Source organism: Alicycliphilus sp. T452 (assembly GCF_054512775.1).
The window spans coordinates 258,437-270,402 of record NZ_JBTNEH010000002.1; the positions used below are offsets into that span (position 1 = coordinate 258,437).

Annotated in this window: 11 protein-coding genes and 1 tRNA gene; 11 read left to right on the plus strand and 1 reads right to left on the minus strand. The window is 70.0% G+C overall.

All coding sequences use genetic code 11. The features are described 5' to 3' along the window. Window positions 1–5: 5 nt before the first annotated feature. The 6 genes from ACX12L_RS02765 to miaB all read left to right on the plus strand — a co-directional run bounded on the left by ACX12L_RS02765 (window position 6) and on the right by miaB (window position 5,532). The gene (locus ACX12L_RS02765; RefSeq protein ID WP_459261214.1) at window positions 6–761 is read left to right on the plus strand and encodes a DsbC family protein; all 756 of its coding nucleotides are present in this window, start codon (window positions 6–8) and stop codon (window positions 759–761) included. A 144-nt stretch (window positions 762–905) separates the two neighbouring features. Then, window positions 906–2,690, plus strand: a complete 1,785-nt coding sequence (locus tag ACX12L_RS02770; protein WP_459261215.1) for a M61 family metallopeptidase — start codon at window positions 906–908, stop codon at window positions 2,688–2,690. A gap of 59 nt (window positions 2,691–2,749) precedes the next feature. Next, a complete protein-coding gene (locus ACX12L_RS02775) occupies window positions 2,750–3,529 on the plus strand; it encodes an enoyl-CoA hydratase (RefSeq protein ID WP_459261216.1) in 780 nt (259 codons plus the stop codon). A gap of 26 nt (window positions 3,530–3,555) precedes the next feature. Next, a tRNA-Met gene (locus tag ACX12L_RS02780) sits at window positions 3,556–3,632 on the plus strand. A gap of 81 nt (window positions 3,633–3,713) precedes the next feature. Next, a complete protein-coding gene (locus ACX12L_RS02785) occupies window positions 3,714–4,115 on the plus strand; it encodes a hypothetical protein (protein ID WP_459261217.1) in 402 nt (133 codons plus the stop codon). A 67-nt stretch (window positions 4,116–4,182) separates the two neighbouring features. Then, entirely contained in the window at window positions 4,183–5,532 is a 1,350-nt protein-coding gene (gene miaB / locus ACX12L_RS02790) for a tRNA (N6-isopentenyl adenosine(37)-C2)-methylthiotransferase MiaB (protein ID WP_459261218.1), read from the plus strand. A 43-nt stretch (window positions 5,533–5,575) separates the two neighbouring features. Here the strand turns inward: miaB and ffh are convergent, their stop codons facing one another. After that, on the minus strand, window positions 5,576–6,955 hold the full coding sequence (gene ffh, locus ACX12L_RS02795; RefSeq protein WP_459261219.1) for a signal recognition particle protein: 1,380 nt from the start codon (window positions 6,953–6,955) through the stop codon (window positions 5,576–5,578). A gap of 90 nt (window positions 6,956–7,045) precedes the next feature. Here ffh and ACX12L_RS02800 point away from each other — a divergent pair, with 90 nt between their 5' ends. The 5 genes from ACX12L_RS02800 to ampD are packed head-to-tail and all read left to right on the plus strand — an operon-like array spanning window position 7,046 to window position 11,865. Beyond that, a complete protein-coding gene (locus ACX12L_RS02800) occupies window positions 7,046–7,843 on the plus strand; it encodes a cytochrome C assembly family protein (protein WP_459261221.1) in 798 nt (265 codons plus the stop codon). Between the two features lie 7 nt (window positions 7,844–7,850). After that, complete coding sequence (locus ACX12L_RS02805; protein ID WP_459261222.1) at window positions 7,851–8,078, plus strand: PP0621 family protein; 228 nt, start codon at window positions 7,851–7,853, stop codon at window positions 8,076–8,078. A gap of 17 nt (window positions 8,079–8,095) precedes the next feature. Then, window positions 8,096–9,796: a sensor histidine kinase gene (locus ACX12L_RS02810; RefSeq protein ID WP_459261224.1), complete on the plus strand. Its 1,701-nt coding sequence runs from the start codon at window positions 8,096–8,098 to the stop codon at window positions 9,794–9,796. Window positions 9,797–9,812: 16 nt separating this feature from the next. Further along, window positions 9,813–11,300, plus strand: a complete 1,488-nt coding sequence (locus tag ACX12L_RS02815; protein WP_459261225.1) for a sigma-54-dependent transcriptional regulator — start codon at window positions 9,813–9,815, stop codon at window positions 11,298–11,300. Beyond that, window positions 11,284–11,865 carry a 1,6-anhydro-N-acetylmuramyl-L-alanine amidase AmpD gene (ampD, locus tag ACX12L_RS02820; RefSeq protein ID WP_459261227.1) on the plus strand — a complete coding sequence of 194 codons (582 nt, stop codon included), beginning with the start codon at window positions 11,284–11,286 and terminating at the stop codon, window positions 11,863–11,865. The genes ACX12L_RS02815 and ampD overlap by 17 nt, the downstream gene beginning before the upstream one ends. Window positions 11,866–11,966: the final 101 nt, after the last annotated feature.

Sequence of the window (11,966 nt, forward strand, 5' to 3'; positions counted from 1 at the left end):
ACGACATGATTGCCAAGAAACCGAACCGATTTCCCACCCACGCCCTGTCCGCACTGTTCGCGGGCGCCACGCTGGCCCTGCTGGGCCTGACCGCCTCGGCGCAAGAGTCGGCGATCCGCAAGACCCTGGCCGAGCGCATCCCGCAGCTGCAGCAGATCGACGAGGTGCGCTCCACGCCGATGAAGGGGCTCTACGAGGTGCGCATGGGCACGGACCTGTTCTACACCGACGCCCAGGGCAACTACCTGATCCAGGGCGAGCTGATCGACACCAAGGCGCGGCGCAACCTGACCGAGGACCGCCTGAACAAGCTGACGGCCGTGGACTTCAAGGCGCTGCCGCTGCAGGACGCGTTCACCATCGTGCACGGCAAGGGCGAGCGCAAGCTGGCCGTTTTCGAGGACCCGAACTGCGGCTACTGCAAGCGCTTCGAGCGCGACCTGCAGAACGTGGACAACGTGACCGTGTACCTGTTCCTCTACCCCATCCTGAGCCCCGACTCGGCCGAGAAGTCGCGCAACATCTGGTGCGCCAAGGACCGCGCCGCCGCCTGGCAGGACCACATGCTGCGCGACAAGACGCCGGCGGCCGCCAGCTGCGACACGGCCGCGCTGCAGCGCAACCTGGCCTTCGGGCGCAAGCACAAGATCACCGGCACGCCCACGCTGATCTTTGCCGACGGCTCGCGCGTGCCCGGCGCCATCGGCGCGCAGGACGTGGAAAAGCGCCTGGCCGCGGCCGCCGCCTCTTCCGACAAGTAGGCAGTCGGCCGCGCGCCGGCCTCTGCTCCTGATACATGAGCTGCCTGCGCTTGCCATTTCTTTGTTTCAGGTGCTTTTCTTTCTGAAAACAACGCATAGCAAGCGCTGACAGCTATTCTTTCGATACCGCCGCCCGCACCGCCCATGCCCTCCTCCCTGCCCGCCATCCACTACCGCATCGACCCCGGCGAGTGCCACGCCCACCTGTACCGGGTCACGCTCACCGTGGCCGCGCCCGCGGCGCGGCAGGAGCTGTCGCTGCCCGTCTGGATCCCGGGCAGCTATCTGGTGCGCGAGTTCTCCAAGAACCTGCAGTCGCTGCGCGCATGCCAGGGCGGCGCCGAGGTGCCGCTCGCGCAGCTGGACAAGCACCGCTGGGTGGCGCAGTGCAGGCCCGGTGAGCCGCTGGTGCTGAGCTACGCCGTGGCGGCCTACGACAACTCGGTGCGCACGGCCTGGCTGGACGCCACGCGCGGCTTCTTCAACGCCACCAGCCTGTGCCTGCGCGTGCACGGCCAGGAGGATGCGGCGCACGGCCTCGAAGTGGTGCGGCCTCCGGCCCTGGCCGGCTGGTCGCTGGCCACGGGGCTGGCGCCCGTGCAGGTGGACGCCTCGGGCTTCGGCAGCTACACCGCGCGCGGCTACGACGAGCTGGCCGACTGCCCCGTGGAGATGGGCCCGCTGTGGACCGCCAGCTTCAGCGCCTGCGGCGTGCCGCACCGGCTGGTGGTGGCGGGCGCCGCGCCCTCCTTCGACGGCGAGCGCCTGGCGCGCGACATGCAGCGCATCTGCGAGGAGGCCATCCGCTTCTGGCACGGCGCGGGGCAGCCACCGTTCGACGGCTATCTCTTCATGCTCAACGCGGTGCACGACGGCTACGGCGGCCTGGAGCACCGCAACTCCACGGCCCTGATCTGCAGCCGGCGCGACCTGCCGCGCCTGGGCCAGGGCGACAAGGACCTGCGCGCGTCCGAGGGCTACACCACGCTGCTCGGGCTCGTCAGCCACGAATACTTCCACGCCTGGAACGTCAAGCGCCTGCGCCCGGCCGAGTTCGCGCGCTACGACTACGCGAGCGAGAACTACACCCGGCTGCTGTGGTTCTTCGAGGGCTTCACCAGCTACTACGACGACCTGCTGCTGCGCCGCGCCGGCCTGATCGACCACGCCGGCTACCTCAAGCTGCTGACCAAGGCCATCAACCAGGTGCTGCAGACGCCGGGGCGCCTGGTGCAGTCGGTGGCGCAGGCGAGCTTCGACGCCTGGATCAAGTACTACCGCCAGGACGAGAACACGCCCAACGCCACGGTGAGCTACTACACCAAGGGCTCGCTCGTCGCCCTGTGCCTGGACCTGGCGCTGCGCCGCGAAGGCCGCACCACGCTCGACGACGTGATGCGCGCGCTGTGGCAGCGCACCGGCGGCGGCCCCATGGCCGAGGCCGACGTGCTCGCCGTGCTGCAGGAGCTCTCGGGCCGCGACTGGTCGGGCGAGATCGCGCAGTGGGTGCACGGCACCGCGGACCTGCCGGTGGCCGAGCTGCTGGCCGCGCACGGCATCACCGTGCAGGCCGAACCCGCGCAGACCGCCCAGCGCCTGGGCCTGCGCGTGGCCGAGAACGGCGGCATCCAGGTCAAGACCGTGCTGCGCGGCGGCGCGGCCGAGGCCGCCGGCTTCATGGCCGGCGACGAATGGCTGGCGCTGGAGGCGCAGGGCCAGGCCTGGCGCCTGCTCAAGCTCGACGAACTGCTGCTCTACGCGGGCGGCGCCACCGAAGCCACCGCGCTCGTGGCCCGCGACCGGCGCCTGCTGCGCCTGCCGCTCGCGCTGCCGGCCGCCGACGCCGGCGCCGCGGCCGACACGGTGCGCCTGGACGTGCAGGACGCCGCCGTGGCGCAGCGCTGGCTGGGCGCCGCGAGCCCGGCGTAGGCGGCCTTGGGTACTTGGGTATATTCAGGCCATCCACCCACTACACACTGGAGATCACCTTGGCCTACGAATGCATCGAAGTCCGCACCGAGGCGGACAAGGTCGGCATCATCACGCTGAACCGCCCCAAGCAGCTCAACGCCCTGAACGGCCAGCTCATGGACGAGTTGGGCGCCGCGCTCAAGGCGTTCGACGCCGACGAGAAGATCGGCTGCATCGTCCTCACGGGCAGCGAGAAGGCCTTCGCCGCCGGCGCCGACATCGGCGCCATGGCCCAGTACAGCTTTGCCGACGCCTACAAGGGCGACTACATCACGCGCAACTGGGAAACCATCCGCTCGATCCGCAAGCCCGTGATCGCGGCCGTGGCCGGCTACGCCCTGGGCGGCGGCTGCGAGCTGGCGATGATGTGCGACTTCATCATCGCCGCCGACAACGCCCGGTTCGGCCAGCCCGAGATCAAGCTCGGCGTGATCCCCGGCGCCGGCGGCACGCAGCGCCTGCCGCGGGCCGTGGGCAAGGCCAAGGCCATGGACATGGCCCTCACCGCCCGCATGATGGACGCCACCGAAGCCGAGCGCGCGGGCCTCGTCAGCCGCGTCGTGCCCCTGGACAAGCTCATGGAGGACGCCCTGGGCGCCGCCATCGTCATCAGCGGCTTCTCGCAGATCGCCGTGATGGCCGCCAAGGAATCGGTCAACCGCGCCTTCGAAGGCACGCTGTCCGACGGCGTGATGTTCGAGCGCCGCCTGTTCCACGCCCTGTTCGCCACCCAGGACCAGAAGGAAGGCATGGACGCCTTCGTGAACAAGCGCGCCCCGAACTTCACGCACCAGTGATTTTTTGATTTATAATCTAGAGCTTCGGTGGTATAGCTCAGTTGGTTAGAGCGCAGCATTCATAATGCTGATGTCCCAGGTTCAAGTCCCGGTACCACCACCAGAAAACAAGAAACCCGCAGCGCCCCAGGCGCTGTGGGTTTTTTTCTTGTGCCCTCTCGTCAACAGCCCCTGGATACACACCATGACACGCTGCACCCCATTGTCCGCCCTGGCGCTTGCCGCCGCGCTCGCCCTGCCCCTGGCGGCAGGGGCGCAACAGGCCCCCACGCCCGCCGGCCAGCGCCCCTTCCCCCCTGCCGCGCTGCGCGGCAGCCTCAAGATCGTGAACCCGGCCGAGGCCGAGCTCAACGGCAAGGCCATCCGCCTCGCGCCCGGCCTGCGCATCTTCAATCCGCAGAACGCGCTGGTGTTCGCCCACACCCTGATCGGCCAGCCGCTCAAGGTGAACTACGTGACCGAGGCCAGCACGGGCATGCTGCTCACGGCCTGGATACTGACCGAGGCCGAGGCCCGCCAGCCCCGCAAGGGCGACGACGCCGTCATCACCAACATCCGCACCGAGCCGGCCGCCACGCCGCGCTGATCCGCCCTCCCCCCCGCCGGCCGCGCCCCGCACGGGCCGCGGCGCATCGCCTTTTTACGAGACCGCCATGTCCAAGAAAGTCTTCATCAAAACCTTCGGCTGCCAGATGAACGAGTACGACTCGGCCAAGATGGCCGACGTGCTGGGCGCCGCGCAGGACTACCAGAGCACCGACGACCCCGAGGAAGCCGACCTCATCCTCTTCAACACCTGCTCGGTGCGCGAGAAGGCGCAGGAGAAGGTGTTCTCGGACCTCGGCCGCGTCAAGCACCTCAAGGAAAAGGGTGTGCTCATCGGCGTGGGCGGCTGCGTGGCCAGCCAGGAGGGCGAGGAGATCATCAAGCGCGCGCCCTTCGTGGACGTGGTCTTCGGCCCGCAGACCCTGCACCGCCTGCCCGAGCTGCTGAGCGCCCGCGAGAAGCAGCACAAGCCGCAGGTGGACATCAGCTTCCCCGAGATCGAGAAGTTCGACCACCTGCCGCCCGCGCGCGTCGAGGGTGCGAGCGCCTTCGTCTCCATCATGGAAGGCTGCAGCAAGTACTGCAGCTACTGCGTCGTGCCCTACACGCGCGGCGAGGAAGTGAGCCGCCCCTTCGAGGACGTGCTGGTCGAGGTGGCGGGCCTGGCCGACCAGGGCGTGAAGGAAGTCACGCTGCTGGGCCAGAACGTCAACGCCTACCTGGGCGCCATGGGCGAGACGGCCGAGAAGGCCGACTTCGCCCTGCTGCTCGAATACGTGGCCGAGATCCCGGGCATAGAGCGCATCCGCTACACCACCAGCCACCCCAACGAATTCACGCCGCGCCTGATCGAGGCCTACGCCAGGATCCCGAAGCTCGTCAGCCACCTGCACCTGCCCGTGCAGCACGGCAGCGACCGCATCCTGATGGCCATGAAGCGCGGCTACACGGCCATGGAATACAAGAGCACGGTGAGGAAGCTCAAGGCCATACGCCCCGGCATGGCCATGAGCAGCGACTTCATCGTGGGCTTCCCCGGCGAGACCGAGGAAGACTTCCAGAAGATGATGAAGCTGATCCACGACGTGCGCTTCGACAACTCCTTCAGCTTCATCTTCAGCCCCCGCCCCGGCACGCCCGCCGCCAACCTGCACGACGACACGCCGCACGACGTGAAGCTGCGCCGCCTGCAAGAGTTGCAGGCCGTCATCAACCGCAACATCCTGGAGATCAGCCAGGAGCGCGTGGGCACGGTGCAGCGCCTGCTGGTGGAGGGCGTGTCCAAGCGCGACGCCGGCGAGCTCATGGGCCGCACCGAGTGCAACCGCGTGGTCAACTTCCCCGGCCACGAGCGGCTCATCGGCCAGATGATCGACGTGAAGATCACCGAGGCGCGCACCTACACGCTGCGCGGCGAGGTGGTGACCGCCGAAAGCGCACGGCCGCTTCCGATTTGATAGCTTCCGGCGCTTGACTGGCAAGCGCTGGACGCCTTTTCTGCTAGAAGCGCGGCATGCCGCCCATGCCGGGCAGGCCGCCCTTCATGCCGCCCATCTTCTTCATGAGCTTCATGAGGCCGCCACCCTTCATCTTTTTCATCATGCCCTGCATCTGCTCGAATTCGTTGAGCAGGCGGTTGACTTCCTGCACCTGAACGCCGGCGCCAGCGGCGATGCGCTTCTTGCGCGTGGCCTTGATGAGTTCGGGCCTGCGGCGCTCCTGCGCGGTCATGCTGCAGATGATGCCTTCCTTGCGGCGGATGTCGCGCTCGGCCTTGTCCATGTCCACCTGGCCGGCCTTGGCCGTGAGCTGCGCGGGCAGCTTGTCCATGAGGCTGGACAGCCCCCCCATCTGCTTCATCTGCTGGAGCTGGGCCAGGAAGTCGTTGAGGTCGAAGCCGTCGCCGCTCTTGACCTTGGCGGCGAGCTTTTGCGCGGCCTCCAGGTCCACGCCGGCCGTGACCTGCTCGACCAGGGCCACGATGTCGCCCATGCCCAGGATGCGCCCGGCGTGGCGCTGGGCGTCGAACACCTCCAGGCCGTCGATCTTCTCGGATACGCCGGCAAACTTGATCGGCGCGCCGGTGATGGCGCGCACCGACAGCGCCGCGCCGCCGCGCGAGTCGCCGTCCAGCTTGGTGAGGACGATGCCGGTGAGCGGCAGCGCCTCCTTGAACGCCTTGGCCGTGTTCACCGCGTCCTGGCCCTGCATGGCGTCCACGACGAACAGGGTCTCCACGGGGTTCAGCACCGCGTGCAGGTCCTTGATCTCCTGCATCAGCAGCTCGTCGATGGCCAGGCGCCCGGCCGTGTCCACCAGCAACACGTCGAAGTAGTGCTTGCGGGCGTAGTCCAGCGCGGCCAGCGCAATGTCGCGCGGCTTCTGGTCGGGGCTGCTGGGGAACCACTCGGCGCCGGCCTGCTTCGTCACGGTCTTGAGCTGCTCGATGGCGGCCGGGCGGTACACGTCGCCCGAGACGGTGAGCACCTTCTTCTTGCGCTTCTCGATCAGGTGCTTGGCCAGCTTGGCGGTGGTCGTGGTCTTGCCCGCGCCCTGCAGGCCGGCCATCAGGATGACGGCGGGCGGCTGCGCGGCCAGGTTGATGTCGGCCACGCCCTCGCCCATGGTGGCGGCCAGTTCCTGGTTGACGATGCCCACCAGCGCCTGGCCGGGCTTCAAGCTGCCCAGCACCTCCTGGCCCAGTGCCTTTTCCTTGACGCGGGCGATGAAGTCGCGCACCACGGGCAGGGCCACGTCGGCCTCGAGCAGCGCCATGCGCACCTCGCGCAGCATGTCCTGCACGTTGGATTCGGTGATGCGGGCCTGGCCGCGCATCTCCTTGACGAGACGGGTGAGTTTTTCGGTGAGTGCGGAGGCCATGGCCCAATGCTCCAGATGCATCGACCCGGGCATGCGCCGGCCGATGGCTCAGCCCCGGCGGCCAGGGGCGAAAGGCTAAACTGCGAACTCATGATTTTACCCAGTGCTTCCCCTCTTGCCTGGCTGCTCGCTCTGGCCACCGCCGTCGCCTATGCGCTGGCCGCGGCCGTGGCATCGCGCGCCAAGGCGGGCCATGGCCACCTGGCCATGGCGCCGGCCTGGGCACTGCATGCGGCCGCCCTGGCCTGGGGGCTGCTGGGCAGCACGCCGCATTTCGGCTTCGCCGCCGCCCTGTCGATGACGGCCTGGCTGGTGCTCACCACCTACGCCGTGGAGCGCCAGCTGTTTCCGCAGATGCGCACGCGCTGGGCGCTGTGCGCGCTGGGCGGCGTCACCGTGCTCCTGGCGGCGCTGTTTCCCGGCCGGCCGCTGCACGTCTCGGCCTCGCCATGGCTGCCGCTGCACCTGACGCTGGGCATCGCGTGCTACGGCCTGTTCGCCGCCGCCGTGGTCCATGCCGCACTCATGGGCCGCGCGGAACGGCAGATGCGCCTGGCGGCCGATTCGCTCAGCGGCATGCCGCTCTTGACGCTGGAGCGCCTCACGTTCCGCTTCGTGGCGGCGGGCTTCGTGCTGCTGTCGGCCACGCTGGTCGCCGGCTGGCTGTTCAGCGAGCAGCTCTACGGCCGCGCCTGGCTCTGGGACCACAAGGCCGTGTTCTCCATGCTGGCCTGGATCACGTTCGCCGTGCTGCTGCTGGGCCGTTCGCGCTTCGGCTGGCGCGGGCGCAGCGCCGTGCGCGTGCTGTACGCGGGCGCGGCCCTGCTGCTGCTGGCCTACGTGGGTTCGCGCTTCGTGCTCGAGGTGGTGCTCGGGCGCACGACGTGAGGGCGGCATGAAGTACCTCATCGTGCTGGCGGTGATCGCCGTCGTCTACGCCCTGTGGCGCAGCCAGCGCCGCCCGCCGCCGCGCCAGGGCGGCACGCCCCGCCCGGGCATCGCGCCGCCGCAGGACATGGTCCGCTGCGCGCATTGCGGCGTGCACCTGCCGCAGGGCGAGGCCCTGTGGGCGGACGGCCGCAGCTACTGCTGCCGCGCGCACCAGGAGCAGGGGCCGGCCTGAGCGTGAACGAATCCGCCATGCCACGAGCGACACCCGCACCGCTCCCGGGCCGCCCGCCATTCCAGCGCCTGTGGAAGGCTTTCCTCACGGCCCGCGTCATGGTGGCGCAGGCGCTGCTGCTGCTGCAGCTGCTGGGCATGGTGCTGAACCAGGCCATAGAGCCCGCGCTGCTGGCGACCAGCTTCGGCTACCTGATCGCGGCCACCCTGCTGCGGGTGTTCGGCGCCGGCACGCCGCCCGATCCGCGCCCGGGCATCCAGTGGCTGCCCTCGATCGGGGTGGACATCGCGCTCGTCGGCCTGCTGCAGATACTGCACCAGTCGGGCAGCATGAACTTCACGCCGCTGTTCGGCCTGCCCATCTTGATGGCCGGCGTGCTGGGCACGCTGACGCTGGCCCTGGGCACCACCGCGGGCGTGACCCTGCTGCTGCTGGCCTGGGCCTGGTGGCTGGGCAGCCAGGGCGGGGGCGACGCCACGCAGCGCTACCTGCAGACGGCGGTGACGGGCACGGGCTATTTCCTGGTGGCCTACCTGGTACACCTGCTGGCGGCCAGGCTCACCAGCGAGCAGCAGATGGCACGGCGCAGCCAGATGGATGCGCGCACGCAGACCGCCGTGAGCGCCCTGGTCATGCAGCACGTGGCCGACGGCGTGCTGGTGCTGGACCGCCAGGGCCAGGTGCGCCTGGCCAACCCCGCAGCCCTGCTGCTGCTGGGCCCCGCGGCCAAGACCTCCACGCCCTTCGCGCTGGAGCGCACCCCGGCCGGGCAGTCCCTGATGGATCTGGCGCGGCAGACGTTCCGGCAGGAGCAGCCCCAGCACGCCGACGTGAACATCCTGCACGAAGGCCAAAGCCCCATGGGCCTGCGCATCCGCACCTGGCTCACCCGCACGCAGCCGGCCTCCGGCGCATCGGACGAGGAGCCGCTGTGCGTGATGTTCCTGCACGACCTGCGCGAGATGGAGGCGCGCCTGCGCACCGAGAAGCTGGCCGCGATGGGCCGCATGTCGGCCGCGGTGGCGCACGAGATACGCAACCCGCTGGCGGCCATCGTCCAGGCCAACGAGCTGCTGGACGAGGACCTGAGCGACCCCGGCCACAAGCGCCTGGCCCACATGGTGCGGCAGAACGCCGAACGGCTGGTGCGCATCTCCGAGGACGTGCTCGACATCGCCCGGGTGCAGCACCAGATCGGCCATGCGCCCTCGTCCACGCTGGCCCTGGACGCCACGGTGCTGCAGGCCTGGAACGACTGGCAGGCGCACGACCCCGCCCGCCGGCAGGGGTGCCTGGAGCTGAACGCGGGCGCGGCCCAGGTGGAGTTCGACGCCGAGCACCTGCGCCGGGTGCTGGTGAACCTGCTGGACAACGCGCTGCGCTACATGGGGCAGGAGCCCGACTCGCTGTGCCTGAGCACGAGTGCCACGGCCGCGGGCCAGGTCAGGCTGCAGGTCTGGAGCGATGGCGCGCCGCTGGACAAGTCCGTGGAGCGGCACCTGTTCGAACCCTTCTTCTCGTCGGAGAGCCGCTCCAGCGGCCTGGGCCTGTACATCTGCCGGCAGCTGTGCCAGCGCCACGGCGCGGCCATCGCCTACCAGCGCGCCAACCGGGCGCTGGCGCGCGGCACCGTGGCGGGCAATGCCTTCAGCGTCACGTTCCGCAGCGCCACGCGCCCTGCGGAGAGCTCCTCACTGTTTGACACAATCGTGGTCTGACACGCTCGCCGGTTCCATGAACGCCACCGCCACCGCCGCATCCATCCTCGTCGTCGACGACGAGCCCGACCTGCGCACGCTCTACGAGCTGACGCTGCTGCGCGAGGGCTACCGCGTGGAGACCGCCGCCAGCGTGGCCGAGGCGCGCGAGCAGTTGCAGCGCCGCAGGTTCGACGCCGTGATCACCGACATGCGGCTGCCCGACGGCCTGGGGCTGGACCTGCTGTACGACCTGCGCGAGCAGCAGCGGCGCGAGCGCTGCGTGGTCATGACGGCCTACGGCTCGGCCGAGAACGCCGTGGAGGCGCTGCGCTCGGGAGCGTTCGACTACCTGACCAAGCCCGTGGACCTCAAGCAGTTCCGCTCGGTCGTGGCCTCGGCCATCCAGGGCACGGGCGGCGTGCTGCCCGCCGCCACGCCCCCCCGCACGCCCGCGCAGGAGCCGGACGCGGACAACCCGGTGCTCGCGCGCCTGATCGGCGAGTCCGAGGCCATGCGCAACGTCAAGCAGCGCATCGCCAAGGTGGCGCGCAGCATGGCGCCCGTGCTGATCCGCGGCGAATCGGGCACGGGCAAGGAGCTGGTGGCGCGCGCCCTGCATGCCAGCAGCCAGCGCGCCGACGGTCCGCTGGTCGCGGTGAACTGCGGCGCCATTCCCGAGAACCTGCTCGAAGCCGAGTTCTTCGGCGCGCGCAAGGGCTCCTACACCGGCTCGACCAGCGACCGCGAGGGCTACTTCCAGGCCGCCCGCGGCGGGACCTTGTTCCTGGACGAGATCGGCGACCTGCCGTTGCCCATGCAGTCCAAGCTGCTGCGCGCCATCCAGGAGCGCAGCATCCGCCCGCTGGGCTCCACGCAGGAAGAGACCGTGGACGTGCGCATCGTCAGCGCCACGCACCGCGACCTTGCGGCCGACGTGCAGGCCGGGCGCTTTCGCCAGGACCTGTACTACCGCCTGAACGTGATCGAGCTCCTGATCCCGCCGCTGCGCGAGCGGCGCGAGGACCTGCCCGCGCTGTGCGAGGCGCTGCTCGCCCGCATCGAGCAGGAATCGGGCACCCCCGTGCCGCGCCTGAGCGGCGCCGCGCTGCAGCGCATCGCCCAGCACCCGCTCACGGGCAATGTGCGCGAACTGGAAAACCTGCTGCACCGCGCCGTGGCCCTGAGCGACGGGAACGAACTGCAGGTGGAACACCCCGCTGCCGCCACCGCGGAGGTCGCCGCCGCCGTCCCCGCGCCCCCGCACCCAACGCCACCGGAGGCCGGCACGCCCCCCGCGCCGCCACCCGCCGCCAGCGAAGAGCCCCCCTTGCCCAGCGACCTGCAGGCCTGGCTGGACCAGCATGAGCGCGAAATCCTCGTGCGCGCCCTGCGCGAGACGGGCTTCAATCGCACGGCCACGGCGGCGCGCCTGGGCATCAGCCTGCGCCAGATCCGCTACCGCATCGACCGGCTCAACATCGCCATGCCGCAGGACGGCGACAGCCATGGCGAAGCACAGTAGGCCGGGCCCGCCATGGCAAGGCGGCTGGTACCTGCCCGCGCGCCGCGTGCGCTCGCCCAACCACGGCGCACGGCCGGCGGGCGCCCTCATCGACCTGGTCGTCGTGCACTCCATCAGCCTGCCGCCGGGCCAGTACGGCGGCACGGCGGTGCAGCAGCTGTTCACCAACCGGCTCGACTGGGACGCTCACCCCTACTTCCAGAGCATCCGCGGGCTGGAGGTCTCGGCCCATTTCTTCATTGCCCGCGACGGCCGGCTGTGGCAGTTCGTGGACGCCGATCGGCGGGCCTGGCATGCCGGGCGCTCGCACTACCGCGGGCGCGACGCCTGCAATGACGACTCCATCGGCGTGGAGCTCGAAGGCCTGGAGGGCCGGGCATTCGAAGAGCCCCAATACCGCAGCCTGACCCGCCTGTGCGCCGCCCTGGCGCGGCGCTACCCCATCGGCTACATCGCCGGGCACGAACACATCGCGCCCCACCGCAAGAACGACCCCGGCCCGGGATTCGAGTGGCGGCGGCTGCGATCGGCCTTCGCGGGCTCGGGCATCCTGTTCCCTCCTTGAGACATGGCGCGCGCCTGCGCGCCAAAAACGCCGCAGACACGCGCCGCCATTGGCATGCGCGCGCCCGGGCCCCATGCGGCAAGGGCCTGGCACGGCATCGC

What these genes read in the sequence shown, in the direction of transcription:
- ACX12L_RS02765 (WP_459261214.1), top strand. Translation starts at nt 6, where the DNA reads ATGATTGCCAAGAAACCGAACCGATTTCCCACCCACGCCCTGTCCGCA.
- ACX12L_RS02770 (WP_459261215.1), top strand. Translation starts at nt 906, where the DNA reads ATGCCCTCCTCCCTGCCCGCCATCCACTACCGCATCGACCCCGGCGAG.
- ACX12L_RS02785 (WP_459261217.1), top strand. Translation starts at nt 3,714, where the DNA reads ATGACACGCTGCACCCCATTGTCCGCCCTGGCGCTTGCCGCCGCGCTC.
- miaB (WP_459261218.1), top strand. Translation starts at nt 4,183, where the DNA reads ATGTCCAAGAAAGTCTTCATCAAAACCTTCGGCTGCCAGATGAACGAG.
- ffh (WP_459261219.1), bottom strand. Translation starts at nt 6,955, where the DNA reads ATGGCCTCCGCACTCACCGAAAAACTCACCCGTCTCGTCAAGGAGATG.
- ACX12L_RS02800 (WP_459261221.1), top strand. Translation starts at nt 7,046, where the DNA reads ATGATTTTACCCAGTGCTTCCCCTCTTGCCTGGCTGCTCGCTCTGGCC.
- ACX12L_RS02805 (WP_459261222.1), top strand. Translation starts at nt 7,851, where the DNA reads ATGAAGTACCTCATCGTGCTGGCGGTGATCGCCGTCGTCTACGCCCTG.
- ACX12L_RS02810 (WP_459261224.1), top strand. Translation starts at nt 8,096, where the DNA reads ATGCCACGAGCGACACCCGCACCGCTCCCGGGCCGCCCGCCATTCCAG.
- ACX12L_RS02815 (WP_459261225.1), top strand. Translation starts at nt 9,813, where the DNA reads ATGAACGCCACCGCCACCGCCGCATCCATCCTCGTCGTCGACGACGAG.
- ampD (WP_459261227.1), top strand. Translation starts at nt 11,284, where the DNA reads ATGGCGAAGCACAGTAGGCCGGGCCCGCCATGGCAAGGCGGCTGGTAC.